We start from the raw sequence: 22221 nt of genomic DNA on the forward strand, positions 1-22221 counted from the left end.
GGCTGGGTGTGTCGGTGATCGATATGCGGTGAGGTCTCCGGTAGATGGGTTATCGACCAAGACAACCATCTGCACGGAGACCTCGTGGCCAGCGTAGTGGTGACGAGGCGGCACGACCTGACCGACGCGCAGTGGGCGGTGCTGGAGCCGTTGCTGCCCGGGCGGAAGAAGCCGGGTCGGCCGCCGAAGTGGAGCAAGCGGCAGCTCATTGACGGGATCAGGTGGCGGGTCCGTACGGGTGCGCCGTGGCGGGACGTGCCGGACTGCTACGGGCACTGGCGCACGGTGTACGGGCTGTACCGGCGCTGGCAGCGGGCGGGGGTGTGGGCGGGGATCCTGGCCGGGTTGCAGGGTAGGGCCGACGCGCTCGGGTTGATCTCCTGGGACGTGAGTGTGGACTCCACGATCGTGCGGGCGCATCAGCACGCCGCCGGCGCCCGCCGGGGCAGTCACACGCAGGTCGAGCCGCCGGGCGGCAGCAGCGCCGCCGAGCCGGCGGATCACGCGCTGGGCCGGTCCCGGGGCGGTCTGACGACCAAGCTGCACCTGGCCTGCGAGCAGGGCCGCATGGTGCTGGCGTTCGTCATCACCGGTGGGCAGCGCGGCGACAGCCCGCAGTTCACCACTGTGCTGGACCGCATCCGGGTGCCTCGTCTCGGTGTCGGCCGGCCCCGGTGTCGGCCGCAGCGGGTCCTGGCGGACAAGGCGTACAGCAGCAAGGCCAACCGCGGCTACCTGCGGCGCCGTGGTATCGGCTGTGTCATCCCGGTCAAGGCCGACCAGGCCGCGAACCGCCGTAAGAAGGGCTCGGCGGGTGGCCGGCCACCCGCCTTCGACCCCAGCGCATACCGGCAGCGTCACGCCGTGGAGTGCGGCATCAGCCTGCTCAAACAGCACCGTGCCGTGGCCACCCGCTACGACAAACTCGCAGTGCGCTACGAAGCCACCGCCACCATCAGCATGATCGACAACTGGCTCCGGCGCCTCGAACGGCACTTATGACACACGACCTAGCCGGCGCCGTCGACTTCGCCCGCGAACACGGCGCACCAGCGGTCGAGGGCTACCCCGTCGACAACCACGGCGGGTTCGCCCCCTGCCGGCGGTCCGGATCGCCTCGGCTGTCGTCAACCGTGGTCGCAGCGCACCGGTGGGCACCCGACAAGAGCGGCGCGGAAAGTGTCGGGTGATCGGGACCGGCGCCGCCGCACGATGGGGGTATGGATGACACGACCCTGGTATCCCGTTTTCTTCGCGACGGCTTCGTCAAGCTGGAGGGCGCCGTCGCGCCGCGCGTGGCAGCGGACTGCGCGCGGCTGCTGTGGCGGGAGGCGGGCTGTGACCCGGACGATCCAGCGACGTGGACGCAGCCCGTGCACTGGGTGCCCGGCCTGGCGCAGGGGCCGTTCGCCGCCGCTCCCAATTCCCCGTTCCTCCATCACGCGTACGACCTGCTCGTCGGCGCGGGACGCTGGGAGCCGCGCTACTCGCTGGGCACGTTCCCGCGGCGCTTCCCGCACGATGAGGAGCCGGACGACGCGGGCTGGCACATCGAGGGCAGCTATCTGCCGGAGGGCGAGAGCTGGTACTTCACCAATGTGCGCTCCCACGGCCGGGCACTGCTGATGCTGTTCCTGTTCAGTGAGGTCGGTGAGCAGGACGCCCCGACCCGGATCCGGGTCGGCTCCCACCTCGACGTGCCGAAAGTGCTGGAGAAGTACGGGGATGACGGAGCGAGCGGACTGGCCCTTGCGCCCGACCTGGTGGCGGCGTCCGATCACCGGCCGATCGCCCTCGCCACCGGATCTCCGGGCGACGTTTTCCTGTGCCACCCGTTCCTGGTGCACGCGGCGCAACCGCACCACGGAACGCGGCCTCGCTTCATGGCCCAACCGCCGCTGATGCCAGCCGCGCCGTACGAACTGGAGCGGGCCGATGGCGCATACTCCCCCGTAGAGATCGCGATCCGTCGGGGTCTTGGACAGGATGCCCTCGGTCCGGACGGGGACGGCATCGACCGCAGCGCTGTGGAGAGTGGAACCGTCCGTTCCTGAGCGCCTGGCCGACGGTCCTGTCGGAAACCTCGGGGAGCCAGAGGCCGGTGAAGAGTGGCAGGCAGGGCATGGGCGGGCTAAGTGCGTCGGAGGCGGGGTGGGCAGTGGTTCTGCGAGTAAGTGCGCACAATGCGCGGTTCCAGCAGTGGAAAGCTCTCCTCGGCAATCGGACCAAGCGGCAGCGACGTGGCGAGTTCCTCGTGCAGGGCGTGCGCCCGATCACCATGGCGATCGCACACGGCTGGCAGATCCGGGAGCTGCTCTACGACACCAGCGCTCCGCTGTCCGGCTGGGCACGCGAGGCCCTGGACACGGTCCGGGCCGAGAAGTTCGCCGTCTCGCATGACCTGATGCACGAACTGGGAGGCAAGGCGAACACGGTTCCCGAGCTGCTGGCCGTGGTCGCGCTGGCGGAAGACGACCTGCGCCGTATCCCGATCGGTCCGACCATGCTCACCGTCGTGTTCGATCGGCCCACCAGCCCCGGCAACATCGGGACCCTCGTTCGGTCGGCGGACGCCTTCGGCGCCAGCGGCGTCATCGTCACGGGCCACGCCGCCGACGTGTACGACCCGAAGGCGGTCCGGGCGAGCACCGGCTCGCTGTTCGCCTTGCCCGTGGTCCGGGTGCCCTCCCACCAGGCCGTTCTCTCCTGGGTCGCTGACGTCCGCGCCGACGGCATCGGCATGGTCATCATGGGAACCGATGAGCGCGGCATCCTGGACGCCGCCGAGTACGACTTCACACAACCCACCCTGGCGTTGATCGGCAACGAGACCACCGGCCTCAGCTCCGGCTGGCGCGAAGCATGCGACCAGCTCGTCCGGATCCCCATGTTCGGGTCCGCCAGCTCCCTCAACGCGGCGACCGCCGCGACTGTCGTGCTGTATGAATCGGCACGCCAGCGGGCCACCGCGGCCCGGAGGTAGGGCAATGATCGCAGGCGGCCGCGCCATACGCGCAGATCGCCGGTAGCGGCCGCTCCGGCCCCGTGCGACGGGCGCGGGACCCGGTTGATCAAGAAGTTTGCGTCAGGGGCGGGCGGAATCCTGACGCAAACCTCTTGATCAACACGGCGGGGGCGCACCTCCATCCTTGCCGAGTGGCGGGCCTCCTTCGACTCCTGCTGCATGCCATGTCCACAAGGGGAAACGCACTGTGACCCGCAGGTAAAACACACAACATCATCGATAGAATGCAGAGAAGTCACACCGTTCGGATGACAGACCCTTCGACGTCCCCGCCGAAGGCGATGGCGACCACCGGTACGCCAAGTGACCGCAACGCGGGGATTCGGTGGCGCATCCGGGGTGTCGGGTCCACCTGCCGGGGGACGCGGGCGGCCGGACTCACCCGCCTGGTGTACGCGGCGGTCAGGTCGTGGGCCGACGACTTGAGCCCGTTCTCGGCGCAGCATTAGCGCATCGTTCATCGACAGATGCCCACGGCCGGACATGCGGCCTGGGCACGTGGGAGGAGAGCCCGATGCGCAAACAATCACTGCGTCAACGACTGGTCCGGACGACCCTGGTGGTCACCCTGGTGGCCAGTGGCCTGGGCACGACGGCCGGGGCCGCCCACGCCGCCCCCGTTCCCGCCGTCAACGCGGCGGTGAGTGCCGCGCCGGTCACGCAGGCCGCTGCGGGTGCCTGGCTACTCCAAGGCGTCTTCCCCGACCCGATCACCTGCCACATCGCCGGAGTCGCCTCCGGTCGCGAGTACGTCTGCGTCTGGTACGTCCTCGCCTGGGCCCTCAACATCTGGCAGGACTAGCGATCCCGGCGTCGCCGTTTCCGTCGAACAGAGAGCCGGGTCCCGGCCCCGGCCCACGATCACGGATGTCCTGATCGCCACGTGCGGGTCGGCGTCGACAGGCCGGGGTGCCCGACCGGGCACCCCGGCCGCACGCTGCCCGAAGCGACCACCACCAGCGTGACACAGCTCAGTAGCCGAGCAGGGCGATGACCAGCGAGGAGGCGGCGGCCGTGAGGAGCACGCTGCCGGTGCCGAGCCCGGTGACCGCGCTCACCGGTAGGGCACGGTGGCGGGCCACCGGGACGGCCGCGACCGCGACCAGCGTGATCAGCGCCGCCACCACATGGATCAGCGGGTAGTTGATCAGGGCGGCAACCGGGAACAGGTGTACGCCGACGACGAACGCGATCCAGGCCGGGATGATGTCGCGGTGGCGTACGGCGGCAAGGATGCCGGCACCGAGCGCGGCGAGCCCGAACTCGATGCCGACCACGATGCCGAAGGCGCGGCTGGTCTCCGCGGTGAACGCCGTTCCCTCCGACCAGTGTTGCCAGGTCACGAGCGCCCCGACCACCAGCACGAGGACGGCCGCGACCGCACCGGCAACGAGTGGCTTGCGCCAGCGCGGCGGCGGTGCTTCCTGCGCCCACCCGAACCAGCTGGAGGCGAAGAACCCGAAGACGACAGCGGTGGCTGCCGCATCACGGACGTGCTCGGCGATCATCACACTCCATCCGTGGCGGCCGGCTGTGCCGTAGGAAGCTACCAGGCGGGCAGACATGGCTGCCCGGACAGCGGGATAGCGGGCGGATGGAGGTTCCCTGGGCGCGCGGCCCGGCTACCGCGGGTCGGCCGGGAACCAGCCGGCCCGACCGAGCGCACCGGGCAGCCGGTCCTTGCCCAGTTGGTCGCCGATCCACGCCGCCGTTTCGATCACCTTCGTCGGATCGAGACCGGTGGGGTGGCCGGAGCGGTGCAACGCGTAGGTGAGGTCCTCAGTGGCAACGTTGCCGGTGGCTGCCGGGGCGAAGGGGCATCCTCCGATACCACCGACACTCGCGTCGAGCACGGTCACGCCGGCCTCGACCGCCGCCAACGCGTTGGCGACGGCGGTGTTCCGTGTGTCGTGGAAGTGGGCACGCAGCGGCACGCCCGGTGCCGCCGCCGTCACGGCGGACACCAGGGCCCGCACCTGGGTGGGTACGCCCACCCCGATGGTGTCCGCCAGCGCGATCTCGTCGGGTTCGCCCTCGACCAGCCGCCGCGCCAGGTCACCGACGGTCGCCGGGGAGACATCGCCTTCGAAGGGACAGCCGAACGCGGCGGCCACGGTCACGCTGGCCCGCACACCGGCCGCGTGGGCGGCTTTCGCGATGTCGGTCCAGGCACCGAGCATGGCATCGACGGAGGCACCCTGGTTGCGCTGGCTGAAGGTCTCGGTGGCGACCACGACGCAGTTCACCTCGTCCACCCCGGCTGCCAGCGCCCGGTCCAGCCCGCGCCGGTTCAGCACCAGGCCGATGTACGATACGTCGCCGCGCCGTGGCACTGCGGCCATCACCGCTTCCGCGTCAGCCATCTGCGGCACCCGGTCGGCACGGACGAACGACACCGCCTCGACCCGTCGGGCTCCTGCCTCGACACAGCGCCGGATCAACTCGATCTTGCTTGCCGTCGACAGGATCTCGGGCTCGTTCTGCAGACCGTCCCGAGGAGACACTTCCACCACCTGAACCACCATATGTATACAATCTCAGACTGTCAGACCGGCGGCAAGGGTGCCGACGACATGCGGCTCACACGACGGAGGCACGGGTGACGAACGCCGCGGAGGATGCGTACGAGGCACTGCGGAGCGCGATCCTGAACGGCTCGATCGGCCCGCGCGCCCGCCTGGGCGAGATGGAGCTGTCCCGGCAGTTCGGCGTCAGCCGGACGCCGATCCGGGAGGCGCTGCGCAGGCTCACCGCGGAGGGCCTCGTCGTCTTCCAGCCCAACCGCGGGGCCCGGGTCGCCGAATGGTCACTCAGCGATCTCCAGGACATCTACGAGATCCGTGCCCGGCTGGAGAGCTATGGCGCGGCCCTGGCCGCCAGGCGCATCGACGCCGACGTCCTGGATCGGCTGGACGTGCTCTGCGATCAGATGGAGGAGCTGGCCCGACGGATGGGTCCGCAGGATCTGGACCGGATCGCGACCCTCAACTCCGAGTTGCACCACCTGGTCCTGAAGGCCGCCGCCAGCCCTCGGCTCACCTCGCTGCTGTCCGCGGTCGTGGAGGTGCCGCTGGTCGTACGGGCGTTCCGCCTCTACACGCCGGACGCCCTGGCCCGCAGCATGGCACACCACCGGGACCTGGTGGCGGCGCTGCGGGCCAGGGACGCTGAGTGGGCGTCGAGCACGATGCGGGCCCACGTGCTGGCCGCCCGGACGGTGCTGCTGGACGGCATGGTGGACCGCCCCGAGCGGTGACCGGTGGCCGGTCCCGCACCCGCCGCCCGCAACCGCCTCACGCCCTGGTTAGCCGTCAGCTTCCGGGCGCTCCGGGCTTGATACAGGCCACCTCTCGATCGGCGTCGAACGGCGTCAGGCGCACCTCGGTCTGTACACACCGGTCCTCGCCGACCGGGCAGCGTCCGTACAGGACACATCCCGGCACGAGCTGGGTCGGGCTCAGCGGGTCACCGACCAGCCGGGCCGGTGCCAGCTCCTGGTCGGGATCGACGGGTAGTGCCGCCGCCAGCAGGGCGCGGGTGTACGGGTGCTGCGGATCGGCGAACACCAGCTCGGACGGGCCGGTCTCGACGACCCGCCCCCGGTACATGACCGCGATGCGGTCGCTGACGTACCGGACCGTGTGGATGTCGTGGGAGATGAACAGGTAACCCATGCCGAGTTCGGCCTGCAGATCGGCGAGCAGACGCAGGATCTGGGCACGGACCGACAGGTCCAGCGAGGACGTGGGTTCGTCGAGCACGACCAGGGACGGCTCGGTCACCACAGCCCGGGCGATGCCGACCCGCTGCTGCTGCCCGCCGCTGAGTTCGCCGGGATACCGCCGCGCCATGTCGGGGGCGAGTCCCACCTGTTCGATCATCTGCGCGACCCGGGCACGGCGCTGTGCGGTGGACATCGTGGGCCGGTGGATGGCGAGCGGTTCGCCGATGATGTCGGCCACCCGCATCCGGGGGTTCAGCGACTCGAACGGTTCCTGGAAGATGATCTGCAGTTTCGCGCGCAGCTTGCGCATCTCGGCGGCGGGCAACGCGAGCACGTCGGCGCCGTCGAAGCGCACCGACCCCCGGGTCGGTTCGATCAGGCGCAGGGCCAGCCGACCCAGCGTCGACTTGCCGGATCCGCTCTCGCCGATGACCGCCACGGTCTCTCCGGCGTCCACCGACAGCGACACGTCGTCCAGGGCGTAGACACGAGTGTCGCCACCGACGTGGAACTCCTTGCTGACGTTGGTCAGCTCCAGCAGACTCACCGAGCTGCCTCCCTCTCCTGGGGCAGGTGACACCAGTACGTCTGACCGGACGGCTCCGTCACCGCGGCCGGAACCACCTGGGCGCACGGTTCGAAGGCGTGCGGGCAGCGGGCCCGGAAGGGGCATCCGGACGGGTAGTCGATCAGGTCGGGCAGTCGACCGGTGAGGTGCACCAGCGGCTCACCGGGCCGGGGAATGGCCCGGATGAGCGCCTGCGTGTACGGGTGGCGGGGGTCCTTGAGGACATCCCGGACCGTCCCGTGCTCGATGACCTTGCCGGCGTACATGACGACGACCCGGTCGCAGTACTGCGCGACGACGCCGAGATCATGGGTGACCAGGAGCATCGAGCGGTCGTGTTCGCGCACCAGGCGGCGGATGAGATCCAGGATCTGCCGCTGCACGGTCAGGTCCAGACCGGTGGTCGGTTCGTCGGCGATCACGAAGGTCGGGTTGAGCAGCATGGCCATGGCGATCACCACCCGCTGGGCCATGCCGCCGCTCAACTGGTGCGCGTAGCCGTCGAGGACCCGGTCCGGTCCGGCGATGCCGACGTCGGTGAGCGCGGTCCGCGCCCGGTCCCGGACCTCGCCGTCGGCCTTGACCCCGTGCGCGGCCATGATGGTGGCGAACTGCCGGTGGATCCGCATCACCGGGTTCAACGCGCTGAACGGGTTCTGAGCGATGAAGCCGATGTCCTTGCCCCGCAGCCGGCGCAGCTCGGTGCGGCGTAGGCCGAGCAGGTCGACACCGTCGAAGCGGGCGGTGCCGTCGACCACCCGGCCGGGCGGCCGTACCAGGCCGAGGATGGAGCGGATGGTCACCGACTTGCCGCATCCGCTCTCGCCGACGACACCGACGATCTCTGCCCGGTCGACGTGGAAGTCGACTCCGTTGACCGCGTGGACCAGACCGTCCGGCGTGTCGAAGCGGGTGGTCAGGCCGCTGACCTCCAGCAGGCGTCCGGCGGATCCGCCGGACGTGGGCGGTGTGGGACGGCTGTCGGGTCGACGTCGTGCGTTGAGCAGACTCATCGTTGCCTCGCCCGGCCGAAGGTGTCCTGCAACTCGTCGCTGATGGCGTTGAAACAGAGCACCGTGAGGAAGATGGCGAGTCCGGGGAAGACCGAGACCCACCACTGGCCGGTCGTCATGTTCTGCGCTCCTGTCTGGATCATCGCGCCCCAGCTCGCGTCCGCGGCGTTGATGCCGATGCCGAGGAAGGAGAGCGAGGCGATCACGACGATCGAGTGCGCGACCGCCAGCGACGCCTGGGCCAGGATGATGCCGGTCATGTTCGGCAGGACGTGCCGGAACATCACGCGTGGCCCGGTCGCGCCGATGGCGTGGGCCGCCTCGATGTAGCGGCTCTCCCGGATGGTCAGTCCCTCGCTGCGGACCAGCCGGACGAACCGGGGGACGTTGATGATGGCGATGGCGACCACGACGTTCTCGATGTTGTTGCCCATCAGCGCAACCAGCGCGATGGCCAGGATCAGCAGCGGGAATGCCTGGAACACGTCGAGTGCCCGGACGACCCGTTCGCCCCACGGTCCGCGGTGCAGGGCGGCCAGCCCGAGCAGTACGCCGATCACCAGCGAGATCAGCATGCCGGCGAGGGCCAACGGGATGTCCACTCCCGCCGAGGCCACCAGTCGGCTGAACACGTCGAGACCGAACTTGTCGGTTCCCATCCAGTGCTCACCGTCGGGCGCGGTGAGGGTGTTGGTGGACGGTTCCGTCGGGTCGTGCGGCAGCGGTGCGAGGTAGGCCGCGGCGAGCATGCTCGTCAGTACGGCACCGGGCACCCACAGTCGCCACCGCCGGCGGCCCCGGGGGCGTTTCTTGGTCGTCGGGGCGGTGACCGTGGTGGGGTCGGCGGCCAGGGTCTCAGTCATAGCGCACCCTCGGGTCGAGCGCCGCGACCAGGATGTCCAGCGCGGTGAAGGCCAACAGGGTCCCGAGTCCGGCGGCCAGGATGAACCCCTGGACGGCCGGGATGTCGAGCTGGAGGATCGAGTCGATCGCCCACTCGCCGAAGCCACCCCAGGAGAAGATGGTTTCGATGATGGCCGCGCCGCCGAGCAGCGCGGCGAGGAGGATGCCGCCGTAGGTCAGGATCGGGGTCCGGGCCTGGCGGAAGGCGTACGCGAGGACGGTGCGCTCGCGCAGGCCGCTGGCGCGGGCGAACTCGACCTGCTTGGACTCCAGAGCCGGCGCCAGCGAGGCGTACGTACTGCGGGCGAAGTACGCGGAGTAGTAGATGCCCAGCGTCAGGACCGGCAGCACCGAGTGCGCCACCGCCGATCGGAAGGTCCCCATGTCACCGGAGAGCAGCGAGTCCAGCAGCAGCGCCCCGGTCACGGTCGGCGGTGGCTCGTCCATCAGACCGAGCCGACCGACCGGGGCCGGCGCCCACCCGGCGAGATAGAAGAGCAGGTAGATGAGCAGCAACGCCAGGAAGAAGTCGGGGATCGACTGGAACGTGGTGACGACGAAGCGGGAGGTCCGGTCGGCGACCGTGCCCCTGCGGTAGGCGCCCAGCGTGCCGAGGCCGATACCGAGGAGCGCGGCGAGGGTGAGGGAGAGGAACACCAGTTCCAGGGTTGCCGGGGCGAACCGCAGGATCTCGTCGAGGATCGGCCGGTCGGTGTAGTAGGACGAGCCGAGGTCGCCGCGGACCAGGTTGTCGAGGTAGGTGACGAACCGTTCCCACAGGGGCTGGTCCAGGCCGAGTCGGCGTTCGATCTCGGCCAGTTCCGTCGGGGAGGCGGCCGGTCCGGCGATGACCCCGGCCGGGTTGCCGGGCAGCGCGTTGACCAGCAGGAATGCCAGCACGATGACGGAGAGCAGGCCCACCGGCAGGAAGAGGGTCCGCCGGCGGGCATATCTGAGGACCCGCATCACGCACCTCCCGGTCCGAGCAGGGTGGTCGCCTCGTCCATGGTCAGGACTTGCGCGTACTTGGCCGCGAGGTCGAACAGCGCGGCCTGGTGCGGGCGTGGGTCCCGGTCCAGGCAGGCGTCGGCGACGACGAGTGGGACGAATCCGTGCTGCAACGCGTCCACCGCGCTCGCCCGGACGCAGCCGCTCGTCGAGGCGCCCGCGATGAGCAGCGCGTCCACCCCCAGCACGCGCAGGGTGCTGGCCAGGCTGGTGCCGAAGAAGGCACTGGCGTACTGCTTGGTCACCACCGCCTCGCCGGCGACCGGTGCCAGGGTCGGCGGCGCGTCGGCGAACTCGCTGCCGCGCTCGAAGACCCGCAGGGCCGGCACCTTGCGCGTGAACAGGCCGCCGTCGACCCCGCCCGGGGTCAGCTCGACCCTGGTGTGGATCACCGGGGCGCCGTGCCGCCGGGCGGCGTCCAGCAGGTCGGCGCAGGCACGCAGGGCCGGCGGATTCTCGTCGCCGGCGTAGAGCGGTGACGCCGGGTCGAGGTAGGCCTGCACCAGGTCGACCAGCAGGAGCGCCCGGCGTGTGCCGTGTCCCAGGTCGCCGCCGAAGCCGGCGTTGCGGTAGTCCGCGTGGAGGTCATTCACCGTGTCCGCCTCTAGATGACGCCGCTGGCACGCAGTTCGTTGATCTCGGCCTTGGCGAGGCCGACGATGCCGGTCAGCACCTCGTCGGTGTGTTCGCCGAGGCGGGGGCCGGTCCACTTCACCCGGCCCGGTGTCCTCGACAGCCTCGGCACGACGTTCTGCATCGGGAACTCGCCGAATTCGGGATGCTCCACCCGGACGATGGCCTCGCGGGCGGCGAAGTGCTCGTCGTCCAGCATCTCCGGCGCGCGATAGACCCGGCCGACCGGGACGTCGTGCTTGATCATGACGGCCATCAGGTGTTCGGTGTCATGCTGACCCGACCACCGGGCGATGATCTCGTCCAGCTCGCCCTGATGGTGGCCTCGGGCGGCGTGGGTGGCGAAGCGCGGGTCGGTGCTCAACTCGGTCATGTCCATCGCCGAGGCGAGCCGCCGGAAGACGGTGTCCTGGTTGGCCGCGATGAGCAGCAGGCCGTCGTCGCGGGTCGGGTAGACGTTGGAGGGGGCGATGTTGGGCAGGATGGCCCCGGTGCGTTCGCGGACGTGACCACCCAACGTGTACTCGGGCAGCAGCGACTCCATCATCGCCAGGACCGCCTCGTAGATCGCCGAGTCGACGACCTGGCCACGGCCGCTCTGGTCACGCACCCGCAGGGCCAGCACCGCGCCCAGGGCGGCGAAGGTGCCGGCCAGCGAGTCGCCGAGGCTGACGCCCACCCGGCTCGGCGGGGTCTGCGGGTCGCCGACGACGTACCGCAGGCCGCCCATCGCCTCACCGACCGATCCGTAGCCGGGCCGCGACGAGTACGGTCCGGTCTGGCCGAAGCCGGAGACGCGCACCATGACCAGGCCGGGGTTGTCCGCCGACATCTCCTCGTAGCCGAGGCCCCAGCGTTCCATCGTCCCGGGCCGGAAGTTCTCGACCACCACGTCGCTCTGCGCGATCAGGCGCCGGGCGACCGACTGCCCCTCGGGCGTGCGCAGGTCGACGGTGATCGACTTCTTGTTGCGGGCCACGATCGGCCACCACAACGACTTGCCGTGCGGCTTCTCCTGACCCCACTCGCGCATCGGGTCGCCCTGGCGTGGCGGCTCGCACTTGATCACGTCCGCGCCGAAGTCGGCCAGCAGTTGGCTGCAGAAGGGGCCTGCGAGCAGGGAGCCGAACTCGACCACGCGCACGCCGTGGAGCGGTCCTTCATGGTGCGTATCGCTAGACATGGACACCTCTCAAAGCAGCCCACCCGAGTGGGTGTTTGTATACAACAGTTCTGCGTCGTCCGCTGTCAACAGCGGCTTTTGCCAGCCAGAGCCAGAGCTGAATCCCGTGGTGCACCTCCGTGCATACAGGACGGTCAGTGGTATGCCATGCCGATCACCCGCCGAGCCGGCGGCCCAGCAGACGCCCGAACGCCAACGCCGGGGTCACCGCCATGCCCCCGCAGAACGCGGCACCGCTGGTGGCTCCCATGCCGAGGGCCTCACCGACGGCGTACAGTCCGGGAACCACGCCGCCGTCGTCGCGGCGTACCCGGAAGGCGGGATCGACGTGCAGGCCGCCGAAGCTGCAGAGCAGCGCGGCGGCCGACCGCACCGCGTAGAAGGGCGGCCGGGCCACGCGATGCTCCAGGGCCCGTCGGCCCAGCGGATCGACGCCCCGGTCGACCGCCAGGTGGTACGCCCGCACGGCGCGCCGCAGGCCGTCCGGATCGATCCCCGCCCGGCGGGCCAGTTCGGTGAGGTCGTCGGCGACCCAGGCCACGTCCCCCTGGTTCGCCTGGGCGCGGAGTCCGTCCGCCCCCCACGCGGGCACCAGGGGTGACCCGGCGTCGACCGCCGCGTCGTCGCACACGATCCAGAACGCGGCGCCCGGCTGGCTCTGCACGGCCCGCTCGTGGCGCGTGACGTCGCCGAGATCCTCCGCCACGAACCGATCGCCGTCCGCGTTGACCCAGATCTCCCGGGGTTCTCGTTCGGCGGGCGCGAGATGCGCCACCTCGGACCAGAAGTCCACCCGGCCCGGCGTCGAGCGGCGTTCGAGCAGGCCGAGGCGGGGGGTGTGCAGGTCGGCGAAGCGGACGGCGGCACCCAGCGGCGTGGCCATCTCGATCGCGGCACCCGTCGACGTGGGTTCCGCGTTGGTCACCAGGCGGGGTGCGCCCGGGGTCATCGCGGAGAAGAGCTGCGGGTTGGCCCCGTACCCGCCCGACGCCAGCACCGTCACGCCTGCCCGCAGCTCGCGGTCACCGTCGGGGGTGCGCACGACGGCGCCGGTGACGGTGCCCCCCTCGGTGGTCAGGCGCAGGGCGCGCGACCGCAGCCGCAGGGTGACCCGACCCGCGTCCACCTGCGCGTCGAGCAGTGGCCGCAGCGTCTCGCGGATCGACCGGCCGCGCTCGACGCCCCAGTAGGTCCGGGGCCGGGAGTACGGCGAGTGCCCGTGGTAGACCACCGGCATGCCGGGTGCGAACGGAAAGCCGTTCTCGTCGAGCCAGTCCACGACCTCGGGCGCCTCGTCCACGGCCAGGCGGATCAGGGCGGGGTCGCCCTGGTGATGCCCGATCCGCAGCACGTCGGCGAAGTGCCGGTCCGGATCGTCGTCGATGCCGGCGGCGCGTTGCCGACGGGTGCCGGCGGCGCTCATGTGCCCGGCGGAGACCCGCAACGTGCCGCCGATGTCGGTGCCGGCGTCCACCAGGTCGACCCGGAGCCCGGCCCGGGCCGCCTCGATCGCGCAGGGCAGACCTGCGGTGCCGGCACCGATCACCAGGACGTCGGCGTGGCCGGTCACGGTGCCCGCCCGGATCCGGTGACGAAGGAGACCACTGCCGCGGCGAATTCCTCCGGCACCCGCCAGGGCAGTTGCCCGGTGGTGTCGGTCAACTGGATCGACGTCGCGTCCGGGCGGATCCGCCGGGCGATGTCGTCGCAGTGGGCGAGCATGTCGCGTGCCGCGGTGAGCAGCAGGACCGGGCAGGGTGCGGTGCGCAGCGGTTCCGTCGGGTCGTACCGGAAGGCGGCGCGGTAGGCCCAGTTGTACCGCTCGAACACCGACGCGATGTTGGCCACCGCGAGGTTGACCAGCTCCGGTGGCTGTTCCCAGATGTCCAGGTACCGCGCCCAGAGGTCCCGCAGGTGCTCGCCGGCCGGGTCGATCGGCTTGTCCGGCGCCCAGGTGGCACCCAACCGCTCCCGTTCGGCCCGGTCGAGCACGAGACCCGAGAGGATCGCGTGGGTGACCCGGCCGGGCGCGGCGAGGCCGGCGACCGCCAACGCCAGGGAGGCGCCGGTGTGCTGTCCGGCGACGGCGAACTCGTCGATTCCCAGCGCGTCGATCGCGTCCAGCAGAAGGCGCGCGTAGCCGGGGATCTCCGGGGGCTCGGGCGGCGGGTCGGACTGACCGTACCCGGGGGTGTCGAAGGCGTACGCGCGCAGTGATCGGCCGAGCGCGGGCATGGCCGGCGCGAAGACGTTGGACGCCTGCGGCGACTCGTGGAACAGCACGAGCGCCGGTCCCCGGGTGCCGCTCGTCCGGTAGTGGATCTGGGCCCCCTGCGGACCCACATACCCGCGCATGTCACTCCCCTCGCTCGGTCGGTGGTGCGGGCGGCGGGGCCGCAGGCCGCCGCCTCGGGGCGGCCGACCGCGCGGACCGTCGCTTCGGGCGCCCTCCGGGCGCGGCCGCCTCGCGGGGTTCGGCCGGCGGGGAGTCACGGACGAGACGGGCCGGCACGGCGGGACGGCCGACGACGGTCGAGACGATCGTCCCGCCGGCCGCCGCGACGGCCCGCCGCGCGCTGTCCACCGCCGCAGTCACCGACGCCATGTCACCGATGAAGGACACCGAGACGAGACCGTCACCGATCCGGCTGACCCCGATCACCGTCACCTCGGCCGCCTTGGCCATCACGTCGACGGCGACGATCGAGGCAGCCAGTCCGCGCGTCTCGACCATGCCGAGCGCACCCGAATTCCACAGGTCCACGTCAGTCCTTCACATAGTTGACCCACGCCTCGGTCTCCAACCGGTCGACGATCGCGACGATGGTGGAGTCCACGGGCGCCTGGCTGGATTGCCGTTCCGCCAGTCGTGCGGCGCTGCCGCACGCGACCAGGACGACCTCGCCCCGGCCCGCGCCGACGGTGTCGACCGCGACGTACGGCTCCACGGCGTGCCCCTCACCCAGAGGCGTGACGACGAGCAGCTTGGCGCCGGTCAGCGTGTCGGCCTTGACGGTGCTGACCACCGACCCGATCACCCGGGCGATACGCATGCCGGATCACCTCGTTCCTCTATCGCCGGGACCAGGGCGTCTTCTCGAAGGCCTGCCGGACCGCCTGCCGGGCCGACTCGATCTCGGCGTGCAGTCCGGAGACCCACAACCGGCCGAACTGGCCGACGCCCCGCACGTCCACGATCTTGACGTCCGCGGACTTCTCCACCTCGTTGCCGACCGCGGAGATGTAGGCGGCCGGCTGGCACTCCACCACCAGCATCGACTCGCCGGCCACCAGCAGGGAGCCCTTCTTGGACCGGTTGACCAGTTGCGCCTGGTAGGCATCGATGTTGGAGACGACCTTCGCCGAGACCAGTTCCGCAGGCTGCGCGTCGGCCTCGGTCATCCCGAGCAGGTCGAGGATGGTGCGGCCGGCCTGACGCACGGCGTCCTGCGACATCGAGTGCAGCTCCGTCATGCCGTACTGGCGCTCGACGACCTGGGAGCCGGGCCGGACACCCGCCCCCTTGACGGCCGCGTCGACCAGGGCATAGACGTCACTGCCGGGCGAGATCTCCAGATAGAGCTGGGACATCCCCTCGACGACCGGATCACCTGACATGACGCTGCCGAGCAGGGCGGCCATCTGTGGCTGGAGTCGGTCGACGAACGCGTACGTGCGCAGCTCGACCTCGTTGCCCGCCACGTCAACGCCTGCCCACGAGGAGCGAGAGGGTGCCGCTGCGCCGGCGCTCGCCGCTCTGCAGGACGCGACCGGTCGGCGTGGTGACCTCCTCGACGCACTCCCGCTTGCAGGACAGCTCCGAGCAGTCGCCGGTGAATCCGGCGTCCCGGGCGGCCTGGAGGAGATCCATGTCCCGCATCGGGCCCCAGAACGGCTCGTTGTTGTTCCAGGTGTCCCAGTCGATGAGGAACTGCACCAGCGGGTCGAGCCCCGCGTAACCGGGGAAGTCCGCGTGGATCATCATGCCGCCGGGGGCCAGCAGCCGGTGGCACTCCCGCAGGATGGCGCGCACCGCGTCCGGCGGGACCTCGTGCAGCACGATGTGCGAGACGATCAGGTCGAAGTGCCCGTCCGGGAACGAGGTCGCCTCGGCGTTCTGCTGCGAGAAGTGCACCGCGCGGCCGAGTGACTCGGCGCGGGCGTGGCCGTAGCGCAGCAGGGCCGCGCCGACGTCGATGCCGTGCACCTCGGCGTTCGGGTAGGCGTCGACGTAGGGCAGTGTCGAGTTGCCCACGCCGCACCCGATCTCCAGGATTCGCTTCGGGCGGAAGTCCTGGTGGGACTGCTTGAGGTAGTTGTTGACCACGGACTGGCCGTAGTCGTCGTTGAGGGCGCCCATCTGGCCCATGGCGTAGACGTAGACGCCCCGGTCGTAGAGTGCGCCAGCGGTCAGGTCATCCGCCACGTACTCGCCCCGGTAGCCGCCGGGCATGGCGTGGATGTCGATGCCCCAGAAGTACCAGGGCAGTTCGAAGGCGGGATCCAGTTCGAGGGAGCCGAGCCCCCGCTCGGCCCGCTGCGCGCGGGCGCTCAGGTCGTCCCACTGCCGGGCGATGCTGTCGGCCACCACGTTCCAGAGCAGGTCCTGGCTCGCCCGGCGCACGGAACTCCAGAGCTGGTAGTACGGCTCCGGCTCCATGGCTCGCCGGACCGCCTCCCGGTCCCGGGGTGCGACGCCCATCTCCCGCTGGTAGCGGGGGGCGACGCGGTGTGCGTACAGCTCCCGGACCCCGGGGGTCACCTCGGTGGAGATGTGCGACTTCAGTGCCCGGACGAAGTTCTCCCGCGCGAGTTCGTCGTGGTTCTCCCGGGGCAGGACACCGTGCTCCTGCTGCGTCATTTCCCCTCCCCCACCTGTGCGAAGGCCTGCCGGATGACCTCCCGGTACGAGTCCGGGGTCTCCTCCCGCACGATCTCCTCGCGCCACTCGTAGAAGACCCGCAGCACCCGGGCGACGAAGGCCGCCGCCTCGGTGTCCCGGGCCTGCGCGTCCTCGGCGGAGACCGCGAAGGAGTCCACGGCGCCGCGCTCCACCACCCGCCGGTCGGCGAGGAGCTGTTCCAGGGTCGTCAGCCGTTCCCGCAGCACCCACACCTCGGAGGAGAGGGTGACCACCGTCGAGACGAGGGCCTCTATGCCCGGCTCGGCGAAGAACTGCGGGCGGGCACCCTTCGCCTTCTTGGGCAGCGGCTGCCCGGGCAGTGGTTGCGCCTGGTCGGGACGGCCCACACCCGGTCCGCCGAACGCACCGAGCGCCTTGAGCGTCTCGTTGGCGACCGTCGACGCGTCCGCGTCCGGGTTCGCCGACAGCACGGCGGCGGCGACGGTACGGATGGCCCGTTCCGCCTCCTCCTCGGCACCGGCACAGCCGCACGAGCAGTCGTCGGCGTCGCACCCGGCGCCCGTGCCGCCGGACCCGGTTGGTGCCGGTGGCGCGAGCGTCGGCGGTGGCGCGTCCTGTCCTGCTCTGCGGATGTCGATGCCCAGGTTGCGGGCCAGGTCCTCCGCGTGCGGCGAGATCAGGTCACGCGCGCCCAGAAGGATTTCGCGCGGCCCGGTCGACCGGGCGACGTCTTCGATATCGACCGCAGTCCATACCCGACTCATGTATCAACTCCTTCGACGAGCACGCGGCGCCCTGTTCAGGCCTTGGTTCCGCCCCGGGTGGCCCCGGTAGGCAGGATCGCCTCGACCTCGCCGTGCGGACGCGGGATGACGTGCACGGAGACGACCTCACCGAGCCGGGAGGCGCTGGCCGCTCCGGCGTCCGTGGCGGCCTTGACCGCGCCCACGTCGCCTCGCACGACCACGGTGACCAGGCCACCGCCGACGTACTCGGTGCCCACCAGCACGACGGTGGCGGCCTTGACCATCGCGTCGGCGGCCTCGATCGCCGCGACCAGGCCACGGGTCTCGATCATTCCGAGCGCGGACATCTGCAGGTCAGCCATGACAGTTCTCCTCCGATAGTTCGTCGGCGGGCGGGTGCCCGCCGGTGTCCAGGGCCTTACGGGTCCGGCGGTGGCGCCGGCTCATCGCCCGGTCACCTGCCGGGCGATGCGGTGCACGAGCACCTCCAGCGGGGTGCGCACGGTGGTCTCCGTTCGCGGCCCGGTGGACCGCTCGGGTGCCGCCGATGCGCGGGACCGCGCCGTGGCGGTGCCGCGTCCGTCGGTGCCGGTCGGCTCCACCGGCACGCGGCTGGGTGCCGGTTCCCGCGGCGGTTCCAGACCGGTCTCGGTCAGGCAGCGCGCCCGCAACTCCTCGACCGTGCCGCCGTGATGGAACCGGGGCAGTGCCGACCGGCTCGCAGCGATCTCGGCGCGGAGTCTCCGGGTCTGGTCGTCGTCGACTCGGTCGCCGACCAGGACCACCCCGTACCGGCGGGCGCCCTCGACGGTGACCAGTCCCCGCTCGACGTCGTGGCGCACCTGGTCCGGGTCGCGCTCCAGCGGGTCGCCCCAACCGCCGCCACCCCAGGTGACGAAGTGCAGCAGGTCGCCGGGCCGCACCCCGACGTGGTCGCACTTGGCCGGCACCGTCTGCCGCGACCCGTCGGCCCGCTCCAGGATCTTCGTGCCTCGCTGCCCCGGCTCGCCGCCCAGCACACCCCAGGGTTTGGTGAACCACCGGTCGTCGTGGATGGAGACCTGGCCCGGTTCGAGGAACCGGTAGCCCACCCGGATGCCGTTGCCGCCCCGGTGCCTGCCGGCGCCGCCGGAGTCCGGGATCGACTCGTAGGACTCGATACGCAGCGGGTAGTACGCCTCCAGGTACTCGTTCGGCACGTTGGTGAACGAGGGCCACATCGAGTGGCCGTCGAAGCCGTCGCCGATCGGTCGGGCGGGTACCCCGCCGAAGCCGATCTGGTAGAGCTGGAACCAGGTGCCGGAGCGGTCCAGGCCGGAGTACATGAGGTGTGGGCTGGACGAGAAGCCGGCCGCGCAGAGGAAGTCCGGCTGGCACTGGCCGAGCAGTCCGGCGAGGACGTCGAAGAGCCGGCCCAGGGCGTGCGTACGGCAGGACAGGGCCGCCGGCCGTCGGGGCTTGAGCAGGCTGCCCTCGGGGATCCGGACGTCGACCAGCGGATAGAACCCGTCGTTGAACATGATCAACGGGTCGACCGCCATGATCGTGTACACGCCGAAGAACATCCGTAGCACGTTCTCGTTCAACAGGAAGTTGATCGAGCCCTCGGCCTGGTCGCTGGTGCCGGTGAAGTCGAGCACCACCCGGTCGCCGTCGCGCCAGAGCGTGCACCGGATGCGGAACGGCCCCGCGCCGCGCCCGTCGTCGTCGATGTAGTCCTCGAAGGTGACCGGCTGCTCAGGGACGACCTGCCGGAAGAGCTTCGCCATGGCCTGCCGGTTGCGTTCCAGCAGCAGGTCCAGCGTCGACAGGTAGGTGTCCAGGCCGAAGCGCTCGCAGAGTTCCCGGACCCGGGTCTCGGCGGTCCGGCAGGACGCCAGCACCGCGTTGAGGTCGGCCCGGTTCCAGTTGGGCAAACGCACCTGGTTGAGGACGGTGTCCAGCAGCTGCTGGTCGAGCGTCCCGCCCCGGAACAGCTTCACCGGCGGGACGATGACTCCCTCTTCGTAGATCGACACCGCGTCGGTCGGGAGGCTTCCCGGCACCTTCCCGCCGACGTCGCTCATGTGGCCGAACATCGCCGCCCAGCCGACCAGCGCCCCGTCGAAGTAGATCGGCAGCAGCACCAGCCAGTCGTTGGCGTGGCTGATCGCGCCGTCACAGGCGTACGGGTCGGAGGTGAAGAAGACGTCGCCCTCCTCCACCGTGCCGTCGTAGCCGGAGAGGAAGCCGTCGATGAAGGACCCGAACTGTCCGGCGACCATCCGACCCTTGCGGTCGGCGATCAGCGGGAAGGCGTCGTTCTGTTCCCGGATGCCCGGCGACATCGCGGTGCGCAGGACGACCGCGTCCATCTCGAAGCGGGCGTTACGCAGGGCGTTCTCGACGATGTCGAGCACTGCGGTCTCGACCTCGACCGGACGCTGCGTACGCGTCGTCTCGACGATGACGGCACTCATCGGACCACTCCATCCTCGGCGGGCAGGATGAGCAGGTTGCCCAGCCTGTCGACGCGCGCGACGCAGCCCGGCAGGACCAGGCTGGTGGAATCCATCTCGACCACGATCGCCGGCCCGCGCAGTTCGTCGCCGGCGCGCAGGGCGGTGCGGTCGTAGAGGGTCGCCTCCTGCCAGCCGCCCTCGACGTACACCCGCTGGCGGCCGATCACCGCCCGGGACGCGTCGCGGTCTCCCGACTCGACTTCGACGGGTCTGATCCGCTCGGCGTCGGAGACCCCCACCGCCCGGATGTTGACGATCTCGTGCTGCTCGTCGAGGGCGAAGCCGAACAGGCGTCGGTGTGCCTCGTCGAAGCCGCCGCGCAGCGTGGGGATCAGGGGCTCCTGGCCGGACGCCGGGACACCGACCGGCACCTCGAAGCCCTGCCCGTGGTAGCGCACGTCGGCCTCGAACCGGACCGTACGGGCGTCGGCGGGCACCTCGGCCCGGTCGAACTCGGTGTCGATCTGGGCGGCCAGGTCGGCGAACTCGCGCCGCAGTCGCCCCTCGTCGAGGTCGTCGAGCGGGCGGACCAGCGACTTGTTCGCCTCGGCCCGGACACCCGTCGAGGCATCCCCGTAGGCGCAGAGCACCCCCGGTGACTGCGGGATCACCACCGGCCACGATCCGAGGAGCTTCGCCAGGGCGTTGGCGTGCAGGGGACCCGCGCCACCGAACCCGAAGAGCGCGAACCGCCTCGGGTCGTACCCCCGCTGCACCGAGACCAGCCGCAGGGCCCCGAGCATGTTCTCGTTGACGATGTCGATGATCGCGGCGGCGGCGGCCTCCACCGTCACCCCGAGCCTGGTAGCCACGGTCCCGACCGCCGTACGCGCCTTGTCCACGTCGAGTGGCATCGCGCCGCCGAGCAACGCGTGCGGGAGATAGCCCAGGACGACGTTGGCGTCGGTCACCGTGGGCAGCACGCCGCCGCGACCGTAGGTCGCCGGGCCGGGCAGGGCACCGGCGCTGGCCGGGCCGACCCGGAGCGCACCGGTCAGTTCGGGTACGTGGGCGATGGACCCGCCACCGGCACCGACGGTCTGCACGTCGATCGACGGAGACCGGACGGCCAGGTCGGCCACGGTCGTCTCGCGCCGGATGACCGGCGTGCCGTCCTCGATCAGGGCGACATCGGTGGAGGTGCCGCCCATGTCCAGGGTGAGCAGGTCACGGAAGCCGGCGGCCGGTCCCAGGGCCACCGCCGCGGCGACCCCGCCGGCCGGCCCGCTCATCAGCAGGCTGACCGGGATGTCCTCGGCCCGCTCGAAGGTCATCAGCCCGCCGTCGGAGCGCAGCACCCGACGGTCGCCCACCAGGCCCTCGGCGACCAGCTTGCCGCTCAGGTTGCGCAGGTAGGCACCGACGCCGGGACGGACGTAAGCGTTGGCCACGGTGGTCAACGTCCGCTCGTACTCGCCCAGCTCCGGCAGGACACCGGCGGAGGTGGAGACCGGTACGCCGGGTGCCTCGGACGCGGCGATCTCGGCGGCCCGCTGCTCGTGGACGGGGTCGGCGTAGGAGTTGACGAAGCCGATGGCCAGGGCGTCCACGCCCCGGTCGACCAGGTCGCGGACGGCGGCCCGCACGGCCGTCTCGTCCAGCGGTTCGATCTCGGTGCCACGCGAGTCCAGGCGGCCCCGGACCTCGCGCACGTCCTCGAGCGCGACCAGTTCGGCCGGCCGGTCCCAGACGATCCAGCCGCCGAGTCCGCCGGGCACGAACGACCTCGCGATGTGCAGGACCTGCCGGTAGCCGACGGTCACGACCAGGCCCACCCGGGCGCCACGACGTTCGAGGACGGCGTTGGTGGCCACGGTCGTGCCGTGCAGGAACTGGCGGATGTCCGCCGGACGCGCCTTGGCGTCGGCGAGCACCCGGGTCACGCCCTCCACGACACCGACGGACTGGTCCTGCGGCGTCGAGGGCACCTTCGTCCGGCGGGTCCTGCCGGTCGCCTCTTCGATCAGAAGGACGTCCGTGAACGTGCCACCGACGTCAACTCCAAGTCGGTACATCAACGACCTGCTTTCTCGGAAACGTCAGCTGTCTCGAA

At 70.9% G+C, this 22221-nt stretch carries 23 protein-coding genes; 5 read left to right on the forward strand and 18 right to left on the reverse strand.

Going from position 1 to position 22221, the window contains the following annotated elements:
- Nucleotides 1-84 precede the first annotated feature (84 nt).
- The 4 genes from ID554_RS00435 to ID554_RS00450 all read left to right on the forward strand — a co-directional run bounded on the left by ID554_RS00435 (nucleotide 85) and on the right by ID554_RS00450 (nucleotide 3827).
- Nucleotides 85-1002 (forward strand): IS5 family transposase, encoded by a 918-nt coding sequence (locus ID554_RS00435; protein ID WP_191088674.1) that lies wholly within the window; start codon nucleotides 85-87, stop codon nucleotides 1000-1002.
- Nucleotides 1003-1220: 218 nt separating this feature from the next.
- On the forward strand, nucleotides 1221-2054 hold the full coding sequence (locus tag ID554_RS00440) for a phytanoyl-CoA dioxygenase family protein (protein WP_117230291.1): 834 nt from the start codon (nucleotides 1221-1223) through the stop codon (nucleotides 2052-2054).
- Between the two features lie 68 nt (nucleotides 2055-2122).
- A complete protein-coding gene (locus ID554_RS00445; RefSeq protein WP_117230290.1) occupies nucleotides 2123-2983 on the forward strand; it encodes a TrmH family RNA methyltransferase in 861 nt (286 codons plus the stop codon).
- A gap of 556 nt (nucleotides 2984-3539) precedes the next feature.
- Entirely contained in the window at nucleotides 3540-3827 is a 288-nt protein-coding gene (locus ID554_RS00450) for a hypothetical protein (RefSeq protein ID WP_147333558.1), read from the forward strand.
- A gap of 169 nt (nucleotides 3828-3996) precedes the next feature.
- Here the strand turns inward: ID554_RS00450 and ID554_RS00455 are convergent, their stop codons facing one another.
- Together ID554_RS00455 and ID554_RS00460 are read right to left on the reverse strand one after the other, a co-directional pair.
- Nucleotides 3997-4533, reverse strand: coding sequence for a hypothetical protein (locus tag ID554_RS00455; protein ID WP_117230287.1), 537 nt, complete (start codon nucleotides 4531-4533; stop codon nucleotides 3997-3999).
- 114 nt (nucleotides 4534-4647) lie between these two features.
- Nucleotides 4648-5538, reverse strand: a complete 891-nt coding sequence (locus ID554_RS00460; protein ID WP_233527467.1) for a hydroxymethylglutaryl-CoA lyase — start codon at nucleotides 5536-5538, stop codon at nucleotides 4648-4650.
- Nucleotides 5539-5624: 86 nt separating this feature from the next.
- Here ID554_RS00460 and ID554_RS00465 point away from each other — a divergent pair, with 86 nt between their 5' ends.
- Complete coding sequence (locus tag ID554_RS00465) at nucleotides 5625-6281, forward strand: GntR family transcriptional regulator (RefSeq protein WP_117230285.1); 657 nt, start codon at nucleotides 5625-5627, stop codon at nucleotides 6279-6281.
- Nucleotides 6282-6336: 55 nt separating this feature from the next.
- Here the strand turns inward: ID554_RS00465 and ID554_RS00470 are convergent, their stop codons facing one another.
- The 16 genes from ID554_RS00470 to ID554_RS00545 form a co-directional block, all read right to left on the reverse strand.
- Nucleotides 6337-7296: an ABC transporter ATP-binding protein gene (locus ID554_RS00470; RefSeq protein ID WP_191088951.1), complete on the reverse strand. Its 960-nt coding sequence runs from the start codon at nucleotides 7294-7296 to the stop codon at nucleotides 6337-6339.
- On the reverse strand, nucleotides 7293-8330 hold the full coding sequence (locus tag ID554_RS00475; RefSeq protein ID WP_117230283.1) for an ABC transporter ATP-binding protein: 1038 nt from the start codon (nucleotides 8328-8330) through the stop codon (nucleotides 7293-7295). The genes ID554_RS00470 and ID554_RS00475 overlap by 4 nt, the downstream gene beginning before the upstream one ends.
- Nucleotides 8327-9193: an ABC transporter permease gene (locus ID554_RS00480; RefSeq protein WP_117230282.1), complete on the reverse strand. Its 867-nt coding sequence runs from the start codon at nucleotides 9191-9193 to the stop codon at nucleotides 8327-8329. The genes ID554_RS00475 and ID554_RS00480 overlap by 4 nt, the downstream gene beginning before the upstream one ends.
- A complete protein-coding gene (locus ID554_RS00485; RefSeq protein ID WP_117230281.1) occupies nucleotides 9186-10199 on the reverse strand; it encodes an ABC transporter permease in 1014 nt (337 codons plus the stop codon). The genes ID554_RS00480 and ID554_RS00485 overlap by 8 nt, the downstream gene beginning before the upstream one ends.
- Nucleotides 10199-10834: an isochorismatase family protein gene (locus ID554_RS00490; RefSeq protein WP_117230280.1), complete on the reverse strand. Its 636-nt coding sequence runs from the start codon at nucleotides 10832-10834 to the stop codon at nucleotides 10199-10201. The genes ID554_RS00485 and ID554_RS00490 overlap by 1 nt, the downstream gene beginning before the upstream one ends.
- Before the next feature lie 11 nt (nucleotides 10835-10845).
- Nucleotides 10846-12018 (reverse strand): CaiB/BaiF CoA transferase family protein, encoded by a 1173-nt coding sequence (locus ID554_RS00495; RefSeq protein ID WP_233527466.1) that lies wholly within the window; start codon nucleotides 12016-12018, stop codon nucleotides 10846-10848.
- 193 nt (nucleotides 12019-12211) lie between these two features.
- The gene (locus tag ID554_RS00500; protein WP_158573814.1) at nucleotides 12212-13627 is read right to left on the reverse strand and encodes an FAD-dependent oxidoreductase; all 1416 of its coding nucleotides are present in this window, start codon (nucleotides 13625-13627) and stop codon (nucleotides 12212-12214) included.
- A complete protein-coding gene (locus ID554_RS00505) occupies nucleotides 13624-14412 on the reverse strand; it encodes an alpha/beta fold hydrolase (protein ID WP_117230278.1) in 789 nt (262 codons plus the stop codon). Before ID554_RS00505 ends, ID554_RS00500 begins: the two co-directional genes overlap by 4 nt.
- A gap of 1 nt (nucleotide 14413) precedes the next feature.
- Nucleotides 14414-14821: a BMC domain-containing protein gene (locus ID554_RS00510; RefSeq protein WP_223884376.1), complete on the reverse strand. Its 408-nt coding sequence runs from the start codon at nucleotides 14819-14821 to the stop codon at nucleotides 14414-14416.
- Between the two features lies 1 nt (nucleotide 14822).
- Nucleotides 14823-15110: a EutN/CcmL family microcompartment protein gene (locus ID554_RS00515; RefSeq protein WP_117230277.1), complete on the reverse strand. Its 288-nt coding sequence runs from the start codon at nucleotides 15108-15110 to the stop codon at nucleotides 14823-14825.
- A 19-nt stretch (nucleotides 15111-15129) separates the two neighbouring features.
- On the reverse strand, nucleotides 15130-15759 hold the full coding sequence (locus tag ID554_RS00520) for a hypothetical protein (protein WP_117230276.1): 630 nt from the start codon (nucleotides 15757-15759) through the stop codon (nucleotides 15130-15132).
- A 1-nt stretch (nucleotide 15760) separates the two neighbouring features.
- Entirely contained in the window at nucleotides 15761-16918 is a 1158-nt protein-coding gene (locus ID554_RS00525; protein ID WP_117230275.1) for a class I SAM-dependent methyltransferase, read from the reverse strand.
- A complete protein-coding gene (locus ID554_RS00530) occupies nucleotides 16915-17685 on the reverse strand; it encodes a hypothetical protein (protein ID WP_117230274.1) in 771 nt (256 codons plus the stop codon). The genes ID554_RS00525 and ID554_RS00530 overlap by 4 nt, the downstream gene beginning before the upstream one ends.
- A gap of 35 nt (nucleotides 17686-17720) precedes the next feature.
- Nucleotides 17721-18020 (reverse strand): ethanolamine utilization microcompartment protein EutM, encoded by a 300-nt coding sequence (eutM, locus tag ID554_RS00535; protein ID WP_117230296.1) that lies wholly within the window; start codon nucleotides 18018-18020, stop codon nucleotides 17721-17723.
- A gap of 90 nt (nucleotides 18021-18110) precedes the next feature.
- Nucleotides 18111-20126, reverse strand: a complete 2016-nt coding sequence (locus tag ID554_RS00540) for a hydantoinase B/oxoprolinase family protein (protein ID WP_117230273.1) — start codon at nucleotides 20124-20126, stop codon at nucleotides 18111-18113.
- Nucleotides 20123-22183, reverse strand: a complete 2061-nt coding sequence (locus tag ID554_RS00545; protein WP_199489280.1) for a hydantoinase/oxoprolinase family protein — start codon at nucleotides 22181-22183, stop codon at nucleotides 20123-20125. Before ID554_RS00545 ends, ID554_RS00540 begins: the two co-directional genes overlap by 4 nt.
- Nucleotides 22184-22221 lie beyond the last annotated feature (38 nt).

Source organism: Micromonospora craniellae, assembly GCF_014764405.1.
GTDB classification, from domain to species: Bacteria; Actinomycetota; Actinomycetes; order Mycobacteriales; family Micromonosporaceae; genus Micromonospora; species Micromonospora craniellae.